Genomic DNA, 17,424 nt, shown 5'->3' with positions numbered 1-17,424 from the left:
TATTAAATAGGAAGCCAAGCCAATGGCTGAAACTGACATTGCTATGCCAGAATCAACGCCTGTTGATTCACGCCCAGCATTTGCAATTGTAGAAGAGCTCAAAGCCAAATTTGGTGAGAACTTCTATGTGCAAGCGACTTTTGAAGATTTTCCAACGGTCTGGGTTGAGCGCACGCGCGTACAAGATGTTCTAATGTTCTTGCGGAAAGTCGAACGTCCATACGTGATGTTGTTCGATTTGTCTGCGGTAGATGAGCGTTTACGTACCTATCGTGACGGTTTGCCTGCATCAGACTTTACTGTGTTTTATCATTTGTTATCGCTAGAGCGTAACAGTGATATTCGTATTAAAGTTGCGTTGAGTGAGAGTGATCTCAATCTTCCAACCGCAACCAACATTTGGCCAAATGCCAACTGGTACGAACGTGAAGCTTACGATATGTTCGGGATCAATTTCGAAGGGCATCCAATGCTCCGTCGTATTTTGTTGCCAACGTATTGGGAAGGTCACCCACTGCGTAAAGAATATTCTGCACGTGCCACTGAATATACGCCGTATATGCAGAACCAAGCGAAGCAGGATTTCGAGCAAGAACACTTACGTTTTGTTCCTGAAGATTGGGGTCTATCACGCGGTAATGCCGATGAAGATTTCATGTTCTTGAACTTAGGTCCAAACCATCCATCTGCGCACGGTGCATTCCGTATCATTTTGCAGTTAGATGGCGAAGAAGTGAAAGACTGTGTGCCTGATATTGGCTATCACCACCGTGGTGTGGAAAAGATGGCTGAACGTCAAACTTGGCATTCATTCATTCCTTATACCGACCGTGTGGACTACTTGGGTGGTTGTGCGCAAAACATGCCTTATGTGATGGGTGTAGAGCAAATGGCGGGAATTACTGTTCCTGACCGTGCGCAATGTATCCGTGTCATGATGTCTGAATTATTCCGTATCAATAACCATTTGTTATTCATTGGTACTGCAATTCAAGATGCCGGTGGTATGACCCCTGTATTCTATATGTTTGCTGACCGTCAAAAGATCTATGACGCGATTGAAGCCATTACAGGTTACCGTATGCATCCAGCATGGTTCCGTATTGGTGGTACTGCGCATGACTTGCCAAACAATTGGCAACATCTGATTCGTGAAATTCTCGAATGGATGCCGAAGCGTATGAATGAATACTATACAGCTGCACTACGCAACTCAGTATTTATTGGCCGTACCCGTAATGTTGCGCAATACGATGCAAAATCTGCATTGGCTTGGGGTGTAACAGGTACAGGTTTACGTGCGACAGGTATCGATTTTGATGTGCGTAAATATCGTCCTTATAGTGGTTATGAAAATTACGACTTTGAAGTGCCTTTAGAGTATGAAGGTGATGCTTACGCGCGTGTGATGGTGCATTTTCATGAAATTAATGAATCATTAAAGATTGTGAAGCAGTGCTTGGATAACATGCCTTCTGGTCCATATAAGGCGGATCATCCTTTGGCTGTTCCACCGCCAAAAGACAAGACATTACAAGATATTGAAACTTTGATTACGCACTTCTTGAGCGTGTCATGGGGTCCTGTGATGCCTGCTGGTGAAGCGTCTGTAATGGCGGAAGTGGTGAAAGGTGCATCGAACTACTACTTGACTTCAGATAAGTCAACCATGAGTTATCGTACTCGTATTCGTACACCAACTTTCACTCATTTACAGCAAATGCCTTCTGTGATTAATGGCAGCTTAATGTCTGACTTAATCATTTATTTAGCGACCATTGACGTCGTAATGGCTGACGTGGATCGCTAGGGGAACGCATTATGATGATTTTGACTGATAAAAAGCCACGTGTGAATGTTGAAGGGATTTTGACTGCGGACGAAATCCATGAAATTGAACATCACATTGGTCACTATCCATACCCACGTGCTGCATCACTGGATGCTTTAAAGTGTGTACAACGCCGTAATGGCTGGGTAGATGACGCACAGATGAATGCTATTGCTCAGCTTTTGACAATCAGTGTTGCTGATTTAGAAGGTGTAGCGACGTTCTATAACCGTATTTACCGTCAACCTGTTGGTCGTCACGTGATTTTACTTTGTGACTCAATTGCTTGCTTCTTGATGGGTGCGGAAACTTTGGCAGAAGCATTCCAGCGCGAACTTGGCATCCAGTTTGGTCAAACGACTGCGGATGGTCGTTTTACTTTGCTGCCAATTTGCTGTCTAGGCAACTGTGACAAAGGGCCAACCTTAATGATTGATGAAGACACTCATGGATTGGTTGAAGTGACTTCAATTAAACAGTTATTGGAGAAGTATGTATGAATACTGAACCAAAACCAATTTATGGTGACGGTAACCCAGAAACTCATCCATTGACTTGGCGTTTGAGTCAGCGTGACGAAGTTCGTAATGCTGATGACTACGAAGCGCTTGAAGGTTATGCAGGTTTTAAAAAGGCGATTGAGCTGAAACCTGCCGAAGTACTTGATGTCATTAAAGCTGCGACGGTAAAAGGTCGTGGTGGTGCAGGTTTCCCAGCAGGGATTAAATGGTCATTGATGGCACCCAATGATGGTGGCCCTCGTTACCTGATTTGTAATGCTGATGAAATGGAACCGGGCACCTTTAAAGACCGTTTGTTGATGGAAAAACTTCCACATCAATTGATTGAAGGTATGTTGATTGCGGCTTATACATTAGAAGCAACGCAAGGTTATATCTTCATCCGTGGTGAGTATATCGAAGCTGCTGGTTTCTTGAATGAAGCTTTAGAGCAAATTCGTGCCAAAGGTTACTTGGGTGAAAACATCTTAGGTACAGGTTGGAACTTTGATTTACACGTGCATACAGGTGCGGGTCGTTATATTTGTGGTGAAGAAACTGCATTGATTAACTCGCTTGAAGGTCGCCGTGCAAATCCACGTACTAAACCACCATTTCCACAGGTTGCAGGTGCTTGGGGGCGTCCTACTATTGTCAACAACGTAGAGACTTTCAATAACTTACCTGCCATTATTTTACGTGGTCCTGAATGGTATGTGGGTTTATCTGCGGGTAAATCGAAAGATCCAGGCACTAAAATTTATGGCGCATCAGGCAAAGTGAAATTCCCTGGTTTATGGGAACTGCCATTTGGTACGACTGCGCGTGAAGTGATTGAAGACCATGCGGGCGGTATGCGCGATGGCTTAACACTAAAAGCTTGGTTACCGGGCGGTGCATCAACGGATTTCTTGGCTGCTGAACATATTGATTTGCCTATGGATGCAGAAAGCATCATGAAGGCAGGTTCACGTTTAGGCACCTGTTTGTTGATGGTCGTTGATGAAACGCAATGTATGGTTTCAGCAACTCGTAACTTAGAAGAATTCTTTGCACGTGAGTCATGTGGTTTCTGTACCCCATGTCGTGATGGTCTACCTTGGGCAGTCAAAGCGCTAAAAGCACTTGAGAATGGCGAAGGTAAGAAAGAAGATATCGATCACTTACAAGAGCTTACGCGTAAGCTCTGGATTGGTAAAACTTTCTGTGCCCACGCACCAGGTGCAATGGAACCACTTATGGGTGCACTCAAATATTTCCGCGGCGAATTTGAAGCAAAAGTAGTGAATGCTGCTGCTCAAGTTAGTCACGTAGAACAAGCTTAAGGAATTCGACTATGGCTACAATTCATGTCGATGGAAAATCGTATGAAGTCAACGGCTCGGAAAACTTGCTACAAGCATGTTTGAGTCTGGGCATCGACATCCCATATTTTTGTTGGCATCCATCCTTAGGTTCTGTCGGTTCCTGCCGTCAATGTGCTGTGACTCAATATGCGAATGCGGAAGATACCCGTGGTCGCTTAGTCATGTCGTGTATGACGCCTGCATCTGACAATACCTATATCTCGATTGAAGACAAAGAAGCGAAAGATTTTCGTGCCTCTATTGTTGAATTCTTGATGACCAATCACCCACACGACTGTCCAGTGTGTGAAGAGGGTGGTCACTGTCATTTACAAGACATGACCGTGATGACACAGCATGACCGTCGTCGTTATCGCTTCACTAAACGTACGCATTACAACCAAGAGCTAGGCTCATTCATTTCACATGAAATGAACCGTTGTATCGCGTGTTATCGTTGTGTGCGTTACTACAACGATTACGCAGGTGGTACGGACTTTGGCGTGTATGCAAGTGCATCACGTGTTTACTTTGGTCGTCCAGAATCAGGCACTTTAGAGTCTGAATTCTCGGGTAACTTAACTGAAGTTTGTCCAACGGGTGTATTCACTGACAAAACCCATTCTGAGCGTTATAACCGTAAATGGGACATGCAGTATGCGCCAAGCGTATGCCAAGGCTGTTCGTCAGGTTGTAATATTTCTCCGGGTGAACGTTATGGTGAACTGCGTCGTGTCGAAAACCGTTTCAATGGTGACGTGAACCAATACTTCCTTTGCGATAAAGGTCGTTTCGGTACTGGTTATGTGAACCGTGCAGATCGTCCACGTCAACCACAATTCCGTGATGGTGAAAACGTCGCAACGGTTTCAGTTGATCAAGCACTGGATAGCGTGATTGCAAATATCCAAGGCAAAAAAGTATTGGGTATTGGTTCACCACGTGCATCAATTGAATCAAACTTTGCATTACGTGAATTGGTCGGTCAAGACAACTTCTCTACAGGTCTTTCTCAGAAAGAGCAAAACTTGGTTGAGTTGGCTGCATCGATCATGCAAACCGAGGGTGTTTACAACCCGAGTATGCGTGAAATTGAAAGTTATGATGCAGTACTCATCTTAGGTGAAGACTTAACCCAAACTGCGCCACGTATGGCATTGTCTGTTCGCCAAGCTGCGAAAAACAAAGCCAAAGAAATGGCGGCAGAGCGTCGTACGCAAGAATGGTTAGCTGAACCAGTACAGCGTATTGCTCAAGATGAAAAATCTCCGATTTACATTTTGGCTGCAACGCAAACACGTCTTTCTGATGTTGCAACAGGTGAAGTGGTTGCTTCTCCAAATGATATTGCCCGTTTAGGTTTTGCGGTTGCTGCGGCACTGCAAGGCGAAACGGTAAATGGTTTAGATGACGATGCCAAAGCATTTGCACAAACCATTGCGGATACCTTAAAAGCTGCGAAAAAACCTTTGATCATTTCAGGTACTAGCTTGCAAGATCCAGCGATCATGGAAGCGGCTGCACAAATTGCACAGAACCTTGGTAATGCAGGTTTAACCTTGACAGTTCCTGAAGTGAACTCAATGGGCTTGGCAATTTTTGGTGGTCAAAGTTTAGAGCAAGCATTTGCGCAAGACTATGATGCCATTATCGTGGTTGAAAATGACTTATACCGTCGTTTACCAACAGCTCAAGTCGATGCTGCACTTGCTAAAGTGAACGATGTGATCGTACTTGATCATTCTGAAACTGAAACCGTGAAGAAAGCCTCTGTGGTACTTTCTGCGGCAAGTTTCGCTGAAGGTGATGGTACTGTGGTGAGTCAAGAAGGCCGTGCACAGCGTTTCTATCAAGTGTATGACCCGAGCTACTACAAACCAGAATTGGCGATTAAAGAATCATGGCGCTGGTTACATGCCCTTGAAACAGGTCTGAAAGGTCAGGCTATTTCTTGGACATTACTAGATGACGTGATTGAATCTGTTGCCAAGAATGTTCCAGCATTGGAAGGCATTCAAGATGTTGCACCAGATGCAGGCTACCGTGTACATGGTCTGAAAATTGCGCGTGAACCACGTCGTTATTCAGGTCGTACTTCTATGCGTGCGCCGTTATCTGTGCATGAGCCTAAACAACCGCTTGATATTGATTCTGCATTAACATTCTCTATGGAAGGTTATGTGGGGAATGAAACGCCAGCGGCATTGGTTCCATTTGCATGGTCTGCGGGTTGGAACTCTCCACAAGCTTGGAATAAATTCCAAGACAATGTGGGTGGTCACTTAAAAGGTGGTGATTCAGGCATTCGTTTATTCGACCGTCTGAAAAAACGTCCTGTACGTACTTTTGTTGCGCCAACACCTGTTGTAGTAAATGCAGAAAGCTTCCGTTTAGTGCCGATGCATCACATCTTTGCTTCAGGTGAATTTACGCTAAAAACACCAGCGATGGAGTCTCGTATTCCAAACGCGATGTTTGCGGTAGGTGAGCAAGATGCTGCACGTCTAAATGTGCAAGATGGTCAAAAAATTACTGTGCAAGCAGGTGAAGCAACCATTAGTCTTCCAGTTCAAGTGATTGAATATTTGCCGACAGGTTATATTGGTTATCCAATTGGTCGTGCACCAACGATTTCACTTGCAGAGCCTGTATCAGTCGCGGTAGGAGTGTAATTCATGAATCAAGAAATTATACGTCAAACACCGCTTTGGGCTGAGAACTGGCCAATCGCTTACTCGGTTATTCAAGCGATTGTGATCTTGCTTGTGGTGGTGCTTGTCGCTGCGTTGATGTCATTTATCGAACGTCGTTTACTTGCATTATGGCAAGACCGTTACGGTCCAAACCGTGTTGGTCCTGGGGGGATGTTCCAAATCGTTGCTGACATGTTGAAAATCATGTTTAAAGAAGATTGGACACCAAAGTTTGCGGATAAATTGACTTTCCGTTTAGCACCAGCAGTTGCCATGGCAACTGCGGTACTGTCATTTATGGTGATTCCTGTCAGCCCAACGCTTGGCGTTGCGGACATGAGCATTGGCTTATTGTTCTTTATGGCAATGGCAGGTATTGCAGTGTATGCCGTACTGTTTGGTGGTTGGGCGTCTAATAACAAATATGCGTTATTGGGTGGTCTACGTTCTGCAGCACAAACCATTTCTTATGAAGTGTTTTTGGGTATTTCATTGATGGGTGTGGTCGCAATTGCGGGTTCATTCAACATGCGTGAAATTGTAGAAGCACAACGTGATGTGTGGTTCGTAATTCCTCAATTTTTAGGTTTCTTAATCTTTGTTGTTGCAGGTGTTGCAGTAACGCATCGTCACCCATTTGACCAACCAGAAGCTGAACAAGAATTGGCCGAAGGTTATCACGTTGAATATGGTGGTATGAAGTGGGGGATGTTCTTCGTTGCAGAATATGTCAACGTGGTTCTTATTTCAGCACTGATCGTTACTTTATTCTTCGGTGGATGGCTCGCACCATTCAACTTAGAAATTCCATTTATTCCACCCGTATTCTGGTTCATTATTAAAACAGCATTCTTTGTAATGATGTTTGTCTTGGCTCGTGGCTCATTAATGCGTCCACGTTATGACCAAGTCATGAACTTTGGTTGGAAGATTTGTTTGCCATTGGCGTTGGTCAACTTGTTGGTGACTGGTGCTGTGATTCTGATGAATCAGGCCTAGGACAGCAAGGAGTACAAAATGTATAAAATTCTAGCTGGATTCGGGTCAATTGTACGTTCATTGTGGATGGTTTTTAGCCACGTGACACGTAAACGTGACACCATTTTATATCCAGAAGTGCCAGCTGAACAAATTGTTCCGCCGCGTTTCCGTGGTCGTATTGTATTGACTCGTGATCCAGATGGTGAAGAGCGCTGCGTTGCATGTAACCTATGTGCGGTAGCATGTCCAGTGGGTTGTATCTCTTTACAAAAAGCTGAAAAAGAAGATGGCCGTTGGTATCCGGAGTTTTTCCGTATCAACTTCTCGCGTTGTATTTTCTGCGGTATGTGCGAAGAAGCATGTCCAACGACTGCAATTCAGATGACACCTGATTTCGAGTTAGGTGAATACGTTCGTCAAGATTTGGTTTATGAGAAAGAAAACTTACTCATTTCAGGTCCTGGTAAATATCCTGACTATAACTTCTACCGTGTAACGGGTATGGCTGTTACAGGTAAAGAGAAAGGTCAAGCACAACGTGAAAGTGCGCCTGTTGACGTACGGAGCTTATTACCATGATGTGGCCATTTTATTTGATGGCACTTGTGGCCATTATCTCTACGGTTCGTGTTGTCACCAATGCGAATCCTGTACATGCATTGCTGAGCTTGATCGTATCACTTCTTGCCGTGGCAGGAATGTTTATGATCGTGGGTGCACCATTTGCTGGTGCGCTTGAAATTATTGTTTATGCAGGCGCGATCATGGTGTTGTTCGTGTTTGTGGTGATGATGCTGAATCTGGGTCAACATACTGTTGAGCAAGAACGTAAGTGGCTCACTTCATCTGCATGGGCGTATCCAGCGTTAATGAGTTTCCTGATGGGCCTCGTGCTTGTATGGATGCTTGGTTCAGATTACACCACGGCTGGTCCTGTGATGGGCACCGAAGTGATTGGACCTAAAGCCGTTGGTCAAACGCTCTTTACTCACTATTTACTATTGGTTGAAGTTGCCGCGATGTTATTGCTTGCAGCCCTTGTTGCAGCATTCCATTTAGGCAAACGTGAACCAAGTGCAGAAAAGGAAAAAGAATAATGGGCAACATCCCTTTAGAACATGGTTTGATCGTTGCAACCATTCTTTTTGCACTTGGTTTTTACGGTGTAATGGTGCGACGCAACCTCTTATTTATGTTAATGAGCCTTGAAATTATGATGAACGCAGCTGCACTTGCGTTTGTTTTAGCGGGGAGTGCTTGGTTACAACCAGATGGACAAATTATGTTTATCTTGATTTTAACCCTTGCTGCTGCTGAGGCATGTATTGGTCTTGCGATCGTCCTTCAGTTCTACCATCGCTTCCATCATTTGGATGTGGATGCTGCTAGTGAGATGCGCGGATGAGTTATTTATATTTAACAGTATTATTTCCGCTCATTGGTTTTATCCTTTTAGCGGCAGGGCGTAACAAGCTTCCTGAAAATGTTGCAGCCATGATTGGGGTCGGTTCAGTCGGTTTATCTGCTTTATTTGCATTGATAGCTGGCATGGGCTTTGTTGCAAATGGCTCAGTGGCACAAGTTCAACATCTGTGGACTTGGTTCAATGTCGGTGGTTTTGCACCGGGCATGAGCTTACATTTAGATGGTTTATCATTACTTATGATGGGTATGGTGACGGGTGTGGGTTTCCTTATCCACATCTTTGCATCATGGTACATGCGTGGTGAAGAAGATTTCGCGCGTTTCTTCTCTTATTTTAACCTGTTTGTAGCAAGCATGTTGTTGCTCGTATTGGGCGATAACTTAGCGTTATTGTTCTTGGGTTGGGAAGGTGTAGGTCTTTGCTCTTACCTTTTGATTGGTTACTACTACCAAAACCCTGAAAATGGTTTTGCTGCAATCAAAGCATTTACTGTAACGCGTGTCGGTGACGTATTCTTGCTGATCGCATTGTTCTTGCTTTACCAACAATTTGGTACTTTGCATATTGGAACAATCGTTGCCAATGCACCTCAAGTATTAGCGGGTGATCATTCACTGGCAATCTGGACATCTTTAATGTTGTTCTTGGGTGCGGCAGGTAAATCTGCACAAATTCCATTACAAACATGGCTGGCCGATGCGATGGCAGGTCCTACACCTGTTTCTGCATTAATCCATGCTGCAACAATGGTAACCGCAGGTATTTATCTGTGCTGCCGTATGTTCTCTGTGTTTGAAATGACCCCTGAAGTGATGATGTTTATCTCAATCACGGGTGCGGTAACATTGATTGTGGCTGGTTTTGCTGCATTGGTACAAACAGACATCAAACGTATTTTGGCTTACTCAACCATGAGTCAGCTGGGTTATATGTTTATGGCTGTTGGTGCTGAAGCTTACCAAGCAGGTTTGTTCCACATGCTTGCTCACGCATTCTTTAAAGCGTTATTGTTCCTTTCTTCAGGTGCAGTGATTCTGGCTTACCATCACGAACAAAACATCTTCAAAATGGGTGGTTTGTTTAAACATAACAAATTCTTGTTTGCTTGCTTCGCCATTGGTGGCGGTGCATTGGCAGCGATTCCATTCTTAACCGTTGGTTTCTTCTCAAAAGATGCCATTCTTGGCGCAGTTTGGGCGCAAAGTCATATTGCAAATCTTCCAGTATATAACTGTTTATATTGGACGGGTGTTGCAGGTGCATTCTTAACCTCAATTTATACATTCCGCTTAATTTGGGTGGTATTCTTTGGTAAAGAAAATATGCCATATCACGCAATTAAAGGTGCGACTTATTGGGCTCCTTTAGCGATTTTGGCCGTACTTTCAACAGGTTTAGCGTACTTCTTAAAAGCACCAGTCGAAGCGATTCTAAACGCTGCAAAAATTCCAGCATTTGTTATTCCTGAAGCGCTTGAAGCAGGGGTACATGGTGCAGAGCACACAGCAGTCGGTATTGCACTGGCAGGTCTGGTGGTTGGCGTAATCTTATTTGTATTTGCTTATAATGCAGTGAAAGGTTTTGCTCAAACTTCATTGGGTGCTGGTCTTGTTAATATCTGTCGTAATGCACTTGGTTTCGATGCCTTGTATAACATCGTATTTGTGAAACCATATTTGCTGATTGCGAAAATTCTAGGTCGTGATCCGATTGATGGTTTGTGGTTAGTGCTTCCTGCCATTGTTAAAAGTGGTCATAGCTTCACCAGCTCGCGTCAAACAGGTTCATTGCGTGAATACGCATCAAGTATGTCACTTGGTGTCGTAGTATTACTGATGATCTTGATCGTGATTCAGGTCGTGGGGAAATAAGATGGAAATCACAAACAATTGGATTTTACCCGCGCTGATCCTCGTACCGTTCATTGCAGGTTTTATTTGCTGGTTGGTTGATAAATTTGACCAGTATTTACCACGCTATATCGCATTATTCGGTATGCTCATTACTTTGGGCTTAACGGTTGCGCTTTGGCAAACAGGTACATTTACGTATGAATTAGGCGCTAAAGTTCCGACTTGGTCTGCTGAATTCATGTTGCCTTGGATTCAAACTCTCGGCATTAATATTCACTTAGCGGTGGATGGTCTTTCACTGCTTATGGTTGGCTTGACTGCATTACTGGGTGTACTTGCAGTAGGCTGTTCATGGGGTGAAATTCAAAAGAATGTTGGCTTCTTCCACCTGAACCTTTTATGGTCTTTAGGTGGGGTGATCGGTGTATTCTTAGCGATTGATTTGTTCTTGTTCTTCTTCTTCTGGGAGATGATGCTGGTTCCAATCTATTTCTTGATTGCACTTTGGGGTCATAAAGGCGCAGATGGTAAATCTCGTGTTTATGCTGCAACCAAATTCTTTATCTATACCCAAGTCGCTGGTTTAATCATGCTGATCGGTATCCTAGGCCTTGTGGTTTACGGTTACATGATGACAGGCATGATTGGATTCGATTACAACTACTTGTTAGGTGTGGCGAATACGCTTGATGCGCAACTACCATCAGTGGCGTATGCCTTGATGCTGTGTATGTTCATTGGTTTCGCTGTGAAACTTCCAGTGTTTCCATTGCATGGCTGGTTACCAGATGCGCATGCTCAAGCACCAACAGCAGGTTCTGTTGACTTAGCAGGTATCTTGATTAAGACCGCTGCATACGGTTTACTGCGTTTCGTTATTCCGTTCTTCCCAGCGGCTTCTGCACAATTTGCAGACATCGCGATCATCTTAGGTTTAATTGGTGTTTTCTACGGTGCTTGGTGTGCTTTCCAACAAACCGATATGAAACGCTTACTTGCTTACACTTCTATTTCGCACATGGGCTTTGTTTTACTTGCGCTTTACGCAGGTAATATTCTGACGTTCCAAGGCTTAATGATTATGATGTTGGCTCATGGTTTATCCTCTGCTGCATTGTTCATTATGTGTGGTCAAGTGTATGAACGTTTACATACACGTGACTTACGTCAAATGGGCGGTATTCGTGGTCAATTCCAATACCTTTCATTCTTCCTCATGTTCTTTGTCGCTGCGCTTGTTGGTATTCCAGGCTTAGGTAACTTTATTGGTGAATTCCTCATTTTGATGGGTTCATTTGGTAAATTCCCGACCTTTACCATTTTGGCTGCAATCAGTTTGGTTATGGCAGGTCTTTACGGCTTAATCCTGATTCATAAAGCCTTGTTTGGTACGCCAAATGAAGAGCAAAAACAGCATTATACAAACCCATTGAAAGACTTAAATGCACGCGAAATTGTTATTTTGCTCATTTGTGCGTTTGGTCTACTTTGGCTTGGTATTTTCCCACAAAGCTTCCTTGATATTTCAAATTCAAGCATGGCGTGGTTGGCAAATAGCTATATCCCAGTTCAAGAGACAGTTGAGGTTGTACAACAAGCAACCACTCAACTCGAAAATGTGGAGATCCAATAAGCATGAACTTCACAATGTCATTTTCTGAACTTATGCCATTAGCTCCTGTGATGATCGTAGCTTTAACTGCGGTCGTTGTGATGATTCTCACTTCAATTAAACGTAACCACGATTTAATTGCAACAGCATCTGTGGTGGGGTTAAACCTTGCTGCGGCTTATATTCTGTTGGCCATGTTCGGTGGTGCTTTTGCACCGGCGAACGTGATGGGCATGTTTATGGTCGATCCATTTAGCTTGCTTTATCAATTGGTCATTTTAGTTGCAGCACTTGCTTGCTGTACGTTGTCGCATGCTTATATTGAAAGCTATAAAGATAACCGTGAAGAACTTTACATCTTAATGTTGTGTTCGGTTGCGGGTGCGATGTTAATGGTTTCAAGCTCTCACTATGCATCGTTCTTCATTAGCCTTGAGTTAATGTCGATTCCTATCTACGGTTTGTTAGCATATACGCATCAACGTTCGCAATCTTTAGAAGCAGGTATTAAATACCTTGTGCTTTCAGCCACGGCTTCGGCAATGTTGTTGATGGGCATGGCATATATTTATGCTTATACTGGTTCGTTGTCTTTCTATGATAACGTTCAAGCACTAATGCAAGCGATTCACCAACCAATGGTGGTTTTAGGTTTAGGCTTAATCATCTGTGCCGTAGCATTTAAATTATCTCTTGCGCCATTTCATAAATGGACACCAGACGTTTATGCTGGTGCACCAGCGCCAATCGCAACATTCCTTGCAACTGCGGCTAAAGTGGCAACCATTGGTTTGTTTGTACGTTATTTATTAACGTCAGGTGCAATCTTGGTCGATTCCATCGTAACCATCATCACGATTCTTGCAGTGCTTTCAATCTTGGTGGGTAACTTCCTTGCAGTACGTCAAGTCAACTTGAAACGTATTTTGGGTTACTCTTCAATTGCACATTTTGGTTATTTGTTGATTGGTTTAATCAGCATGACTTATGCAAGCCTCGGTAACGTAACGGTATATGTGATTACCTATGTGCTTACAACCATCGGTGCTTTTGGTGCTGTAGCCTTAATGTCGAGTCCGTATAACAATGCGGATGAAGCACAAAGTTTAGCGGATTACCGTGGTTTGTTCTGGCGTCGTCCAGTATTGACTGCAACGTTGACGGTGATGATGTTGTCTCTTGCAGGTATTCCATTGACTGCGGGCTTTATTGGTAAGTTCTTGGTGGTGATGGCTGCGGTTACAACGCAACATTGGTTCCTTGCTGCAATGATTGTGGTGGGTTCGGGTATTGGTTTGTACTATTACCTTCGTGTAATGATTGTAATGTACATGACTGCACCAGAAATACCACGTATTGATGCTGATAAACATTGGGGTCAAAAAGTGGGCGGTATTATGGTACTTGCTGCGGCATTGGCAGTATTGGTGATCGGTATTTATCCAGATCCAATCATTAAGTTAGCGCTTCAAGCAGAAATTTTATCTCCATTACATTTTATGCTCTCGCAACAGTAATCTAAAAAAAAGATTATTTTTTATTAAAAAGCCTCCTTACTTAGGGGGCTTTTTAGTTTATAAGCACTATAAAAAACATTTATACTAGGAGGAATTTTTATTTCATCTTTTAGGTGTTCTCCCGTGGCTATTCATGAAATCCGACATCCGCTTATTCGACATAAACTTGGTTTGCTACGCCGTGCAGACATTAGTACAAAAAATTTCCGCGAATTAGCACAAGAAGTTACCATGCTTCTGACGTATGAAGCCACTAAAGATTTACCCGTATGTGACCATGAAATTGATGGTTGGAATGGTAAAGTAACTGTAGATCGCATTGTGGGTAAAAAGATTACTGTTGTACCTATTTTACGTGCGGGTATTGGTATGTTGGATGGTTTCTTAAACCTGATTCCAAGTGCAAAAGTATCTGTCTTGGGTCTAGAGCGTGACGAAAAAACCTTAGAAGCACGTACTTATTATAAAAAATTAGTGCCTGATGTTCAAAACCGTCTTGCGATGATTATCGATCCAATGTTAGCAACAGGTTCGTCACTGGTTGCCGCGATTGATGTATTAAAAGCAAGTGGCTGTAAAGATATTCGTGTGATGGTATTGGTTGCCGCACCTGAAGGTATTAAACGTGTCGAAACTGCGCATCCTGATGTCACTATTTTTACTGCATCGATTGATGATGGTTTGAATGAACATGGTTATATCGTTCCAGGTCTGGGTGATGCTGGCGATAAAATCTTTGGTTCAGTTCAAAAAGACTAATTTTTGAATTTGATCAAAAAGGAGGCTTTGAAAGCCTCTTTTTTATATACTGTACATATAGTACTTTTGGAATAGGGCAGCAGCATGAAAGATGAATTACAACAGGGCAAGATCAAACAGTACGACCCTGAAAAAGGCTTTGGTTTTATTGGCACAACTGAAGGGGATGTATTCTTCCACATTTCAGATTTTCCTGCGGCAGAAGGTGAACCTAAACGTAATGAACGTGTGCAATTCGTGGCTGTTGAAAATGGAGAAAAGTTTAAGGCGGTTCGTATAGAACGTGTTGAAGACAAATCTGCAAAAGCAAAAAAATCAAAAGTATCTACACATAATAAGTCGATCACATCAGCATTATTATCCAATTTACGAGGCTAATTTTGTTGTACTTTTACATTGTTTGATTTAGATTTAAGTTTGAATATCATTCTAAAAGAGGCTCTTAGCCTCTTTTTTTATGACAATATAGTCCATATAAAAATGAAGAGTTCATTATGTTTCAAGAGGGGAAAATCAAAACCTATAATGAAGAACGCGGTTTTGGTTTTATCGAGATTGAAGGGCAGAGAAAAGATTTATTTTTTCATATTAAAGATTTTCCAAATAAAAATCTGCCACCCAAAGTTGGGGAACAATTAAAGTTTAGCGTTGTGGAAGAGGGTGGAAAACTTAAAGCCGATAATATTGTTCGTTTAGAGGTCAAAATTGAGTCGGTTACGCATACGCCACAAAGTCGAGCTCAAGCTAATCGTTCATATCGAGATCGTTCAAAGGCTAAACAAGCAAAGCAGGGTAGCGGATTATTCACGACGATCATTGGCTTCGTAATCATCGTGGGTTTAGCGTATATGGTGTATGGTAAATATCAGCGTTGGCAGCTTGCTCAACAGCCCGCTATTGCTCCTGCACAGACCTTAGTTACACAGCCTATTGATTCAAATCCGAATGGTTATCGTTGTGATGGGCGAATCCATTGTGGTCAAATGAACTCTAGAGAAGAAGCCCGTTGGTTTGTAAGTAATTGTTCAGGAACAAAAATGGATGGTAATAATGATGGAGAGCCTTGTGAAAATGATTCACGTTGGTAATTCTTAAAATGAAAAAAAGCGCCATCTAGGCGCTTTTTAAAATCATAAATTATTATTTTTCACAGAATTTTATAAAAGCTTTTAACCCCGGCCCTTGATACTTTTGGCGATGTACTAACATAAATAAAGGACGAGCTAATTGCCAAAAAGGCGTTTCTAAAATAACCAATTGCCCTTTTTCAAGTAAAGGTTCAATGGCAAGTTTAGAAATACAGGACATGCCAATCCCACCCGCGACAATTTTCAAAATCGCCTCATTATGACCAAGGGTTAGACGGATATTGGCATCGGGTAAATCTTTTAGAATCGCATTATCAAAAACTTCACGCGTACCTGAACCTTCTTCACGTAAAATCCACTGTATAGCCACAGATTCAAAGTCAGCAGGGGTCAGTGGACGTCCGAGTTGTGCCAGTGGATGATTGGGTGAACAACACACCGCAAGTTCATCATCGCGCCAGTGAATACACTGCAACTGCGGTAAATGGCATGAACCTTCAATCAGTGCTAAATCCAACTGGAATTGATTTACCGCTTCAATCATTTGGCGAGTATTGCCGACTTGAAGTTGCAAATGTGCTTGCGGTTGCACCTGTAAGAAGTCTGCCATGAGATCAGGCATTAGGTAATCACTGATGGTCAGCGTTGCACCCAGTCTTAAGTCGATACTTTGTAACTCGCCTTTAGCTGCTTGTTCAAAAGCATCACAACGACCTAAAATCTCTAATGCTTGTGGCAGTAGAAAACGTCCTAAGTCATTAAGTTGTAGACGCTTACCCAAGCGGTCAAACAGTGGAGCACCTAAGCCATCTTCTAAGTCTGCTAAAGCCATACTTGCAGCACTTTGAGTGAGTTTTACGGCATCACTGGCTTTGGTTACTGTGCCTTCTTGGGCGACTGCTACAAAAACAGCCAACTGGCGTAAAGTCATGCGCATGAATAGAGCCTTAACATTTAAAAAATATTAATAAATTATGTTGGCATGCTACCATGAGCGCAGTCTTTCATGCCACGTTGAAATCATGTCAATTGAAAAATTTAGCTTAGAAAAAGTCTTATCTGTACATCGTTGGACCAATACCTTATTCAGTTTTACCCTGACACGACCTGCACATTTTAAATTTACCGCAGGACAGTTTGCGCGTATTGGTTTAAAAGTGGGAGATGAACTGGTGGTTCGGGCTTATTCCGTAGTGTCATCACCTTTCGATGAAACCTTGGAATTCTTTTCAATTGTAGTGCCTGAAGGTGCATTCACCTCGAATTTGCAGCACTTACAGGTTGGCGATGAACTGTACCTAGAAAAAATTCCATATGGATTTTTAACACTGACGCGTTATCAATTACCTTTACCACATGATTTATGGTTATTGGCAACGGGGACAGGTTTAGCACCTTTTATTTCCATGCTGCAAGATTTTGACACGTGGTCAAAATATAAAAAAATCAATCTGGTCTATAGTGTTCGTACTGCATCCGAATTGGCTTATGCAACACGTATTGAAGAAATTGCAGCAACTTTTGGTGAAGGGCATAGCGGCTTTAAATTTGTACCGATTATCACCCGTGATCCCCATGCAGCATTACATGATCGCCTACCTGTGCTGATTGAAAATGGTGAATTAGAAAAAGCAGTTGGATTACAATTCAATACCGAAAGCAGTCATGTGATGCTATGTGGTAATCCGCAAATGGTGGAGGACACCAAAGAAGCCTTGAAAGCTCGCGGTTTAATGATGAACCGACGTGGTGAAGGCAATATTGCGGTTGAAAATTATTGGTAAAAATATTGATCAAAAAAATCCCTCTATATAGTGA

The 17,424-nt window shown here is 42.8% G+C and carries 16 protein-coding genes; 15 read left to right on the top strand and 1 reads right to left on the bottom strand.

Annotation, left to right across the window (positions count from 1 at the left end):
- Positions 1-22: 22 nt before the first annotated feature.
- From nuoC to B9T24_RS03360, 14 genes are all read left to right on the top strand, one after another.
- Complete coding sequence (gene nuoC, locus B9T24_RS03425) at positions 23-1,810, top strand: NADH-quinone oxidoreductase subunit C/D (protein WP_086164486.1); 1,788 nt, start codon at positions 23-25, stop codon at positions 1,808-1,810.
- Positions 1,811-1,821: 11 nt separating this feature from the next.
- Positions 1,822-2,331, top strand: a complete 510-nt coding sequence (nuoE, locus tag B9T24_RS03420) for an NADH-quinone oxidoreductase subunit NuoE (protein ID WP_004651034.1) — start codon at positions 1,822-1,824, stop codon at positions 2,329-2,331.
- Positions 2,328-3,656 carry an NADH-quinone oxidoreductase subunit NuoF gene (nuoF, locus tag B9T24_RS03415; protein ID WP_086164485.1) on the top strand — a complete coding sequence of 443 codons (1,329 nt, stop codon included), beginning with the start codon at positions 2,328-2,330 and terminating at the stop codon, positions 3,654-3,656. Before nuoE ends, nuoF begins: the two co-directional genes overlap by 4 nt.
- 11 nt (positions 3,657-3,667) lie before the next feature.
- A complete protein-coding gene (gene nuoG, locus B9T24_RS03410) occupies positions 3,668-6,349 on the top strand; it encodes an NADH-quinone oxidoreductase subunit NuoG (protein ID WP_086164484.1) in 2,682 nt (893 codons plus the stop codon).
- Positions 6,350-6,352: 3 nt separating this feature from the next.
- Positions 6,353-7,369 (top strand): NADH-quinone oxidoreductase subunit NuoH, encoded by a 1,017-nt coding sequence (gene nuoH / locus B9T24_RS03405; RefSeq protein ID WP_074945959.1) that lies wholly within the window; start codon positions 6,353-6,355, stop codon positions 7,367-7,369.
- An 18-nt stretch (positions 7,370-7,387) separates the two neighbouring features.
- The gene (nuoI, locus tag B9T24_RS03400; protein ID WP_086164483.1) at positions 7,388-7,930 is read left to right on the top strand and encodes an NADH-quinone oxidoreductase subunit NuoI; all 543 of its coding nucleotides are present in this window, start codon (positions 7,388-7,390) and stop codon (positions 7,928-7,930) included.
- On the top strand, positions 7,930-8,448 hold the full coding sequence (gene nuoJ, locus B9T24_RS03395) for an NADH-quinone oxidoreductase subunit J (RefSeq protein ID WP_171264842.1): 519 nt from the start codon (positions 7,930-7,932) through the stop codon (positions 8,446-8,448). Before nuoI ends, nuoJ begins: the two co-directional genes overlap by 1 nt.
- On the top strand, positions 8,448-8,756 hold the full coding sequence (nuoK, locus tag B9T24_RS03390) for an NADH-quinone oxidoreductase subunit NuoK (RefSeq protein ID WP_004651041.1): 309 nt from the start codon (positions 8,448-8,450) through the stop codon (positions 8,754-8,756). Before nuoJ ends, nuoK begins: the two co-directional genes overlap by 1 nt.
- Positions 8,753-10,648, top strand: coding sequence for an NADH-quinone oxidoreductase subunit L (nuoL, locus tag B9T24_RS03385; protein WP_086164481.1), 1,896 nt, complete (start codon positions 8,753-8,755; stop codon positions 10,646-10,648). The genes nuoK and nuoL overlap by 4 nt, the downstream gene beginning before the upstream one ends.
- 7 nt (positions 10,649-10,655) lie before the next feature.
- Complete coding sequence (nuoM, locus tag B9T24_RS03380; RefSeq protein ID WP_171264841.1) at positions 10,656-12,263, top strand: NADH-quinone oxidoreductase subunit M; 1,608 nt, start codon at positions 10,656-10,658, stop codon at positions 12,261-12,263.
- A 2-nt stretch (positions 12,264-12,265) separates the two neighbouring features.
- Positions 12,266-13,759 (top strand): NADH-quinone oxidoreductase subunit NuoN, encoded by a 1,494-nt coding sequence (gene nuoN, locus B9T24_RS03375; RefSeq protein ID WP_086164479.1) that lies wholly within the window; start codon positions 12,266-12,268, stop codon positions 13,757-13,759.
- 123 nt (positions 13,760-13,882) lie between these two features.
- Positions 13,883-14,518 (top strand): uracil phosphoribosyltransferase, encoded by a 636-nt coding sequence (gene upp, locus B9T24_RS03370; protein WP_086164478.1) that lies wholly within the window; start codon positions 13,883-13,885, stop codon positions 14,516-14,518.
- A gap of 84 nt (positions 14,519-14,602) precedes the next feature.
- Positions 14,603-14,896, top strand: coding sequence for a cold shock domain-containing protein (locus B9T24_RS03365; RefSeq protein ID WP_086164477.1), 294 nt, complete (start codon positions 14,603-14,605; stop codon positions 14,894-14,896).
- Positions 14,897-15,012: 116 nt separating this feature from the next.
- A complete protein-coding gene (locus B9T24_RS03360) occupies positions 15,013-15,606 on the top strand; it encodes a cold shock domain-containing protein (RefSeq protein WP_086164476.1) in 594 nt (197 codons plus the stop codon).
- 52 nt (positions 15,607-15,658) lie between these two features.
- Here B9T24_RS03360 and gigC read toward each other — a convergent pair whose 3' ends face one another.
- The gene (gene gigC / locus B9T24_RS03355; protein ID WP_086164475.1) at positions 15,659-16,543 is read right to left on the bottom strand and encodes a LysR family transcriptional regulator GigC; all 885 of its coding nucleotides are present in this window, start codon (positions 16,541-16,543) and stop codon (positions 15,659-15,661) included.
- Positions 16,544-16,628: 85 nt separating this feature from the next.
- Here gigC and B9T24_RS03350 point away from each other — a divergent pair, with 85 nt between their 5' ends.
- Entirely contained in the window at positions 16,629-17,390 is a 762-nt protein-coding gene (locus tag B9T24_RS03350; protein WP_086164474.1) for a ferredoxin--NADP reductase, read from the top strand.
- Positions 17,391-17,424: the final 34 nt, after the last annotated feature.

Source organism: Acinetobacter sp. ANC 4654 (assembly GCF_002135425.1).
In the GTDB taxonomy this organism is placed as follows: Bacteria; Pseudomonadota; Gammaproteobacteria; order Pseudomonadales; family Moraxellaceae; genus Acinetobacter; species Acinetobacter kyonggiensis.
This window is presented reverse-complemented; position numbering and strand designations above follow the sequence as displayed.

What these genes read in the sequence shown, in the direction of transcription:
- nuoH (WP_074945959.1), top strand. Translation starts at nt 6,353, where the DNA reads ATGAATCAAGAAATTATACGTCAAACACCGCTTTGGGCTGAGAACTGG.
- nuoE (WP_004651034.1), top strand. Translation starts at nt 1,822, where the DNA reads ATGATGATTTTGACTGATAAAAAGCCACGTGTGAATGTTGAAGGGATT.
- nuoI (WP_086164483.1), top strand. Translation starts at nt 7,388, where the DNA reads ATGTATAAAATTCTAGCTGGATTCGGGTCAATTGTACGTTCATTGTGG.
- B9T24_RS03350 (WP_086164474.1), top strand. Translation starts at nt 16,629, where the DNA reads ATGTCAATTGAAAAATTTAGCTTAGAAAAAGTCTTATCTGTACATCGT.
- nuoK (WP_004651041.1), top strand. Translation starts at nt 8,448, where the DNA reads ATGGGCAACATCCCTTTAGAACATGGTTTGATCGTTGCAACCATTCTT.
- nuoN (WP_086164479.1), top strand. Translation starts at nt 12,266, where the DNA reads ATGAACTTCACAATGTCATTTTCTGAACTTATGCCATTAGCTCCTGTG.
- gigC (WP_086164475.1), bottom strand. Translation starts at nt 16,543, where the DNA reads ATGCGCATGACTTTACGCCAGTTGGCTGTTTTTGTAGCAGTCGCCCAA.
- nuoL (WP_086164481.1), top strand. Translation starts at nt 8,753, where the DNA reads ATGAGTTATTTATATTTAACAGTATTATTTCCGCTCATTGGTTTTATC.
- nuoC (WP_086164486.1), top strand. Translation starts at nt 23, where the DNA reads ATGGCTGAAACTGACATTGCTATGCCAGAATCAACGCCTGTTGATTCA.
- B9T24_RS03365 (WP_086164477.1), top strand. Translation starts at nt 14,603, where the DNA reads ATGAAAGATGAATTACAACAGGGCAAGATCAAACAGTACGACCCTGAA.
- nuoF (WP_086164485.1), top strand. Translation starts at nt 2,328, where the DNA reads ATGAATACTGAACCAAAACCAATTTATGGTGACGGTAACCCAGAAACT.
- nuoG (WP_086164484.1), top strand. Translation starts at nt 3,668, where the DNA reads ATGGCTACAATTCATGTCGATGGAAAATCGTATGAAGTCAACGGCTCG.
- nuoJ (WP_171264842.1), top strand. Translation starts at nt 7,930, where the DNA reads ATGTGGCCATTTTATTTGATGGCACTTGTGGCCATTATCTCTACGGTT.
- B9T24_RS03360 (WP_086164476.1), top strand. Translation starts at nt 15,013, where the DNA reads ATGTTTCAAGAGGGGAAAATCAAAACCTATAATGAAGAACGCGGTTTT.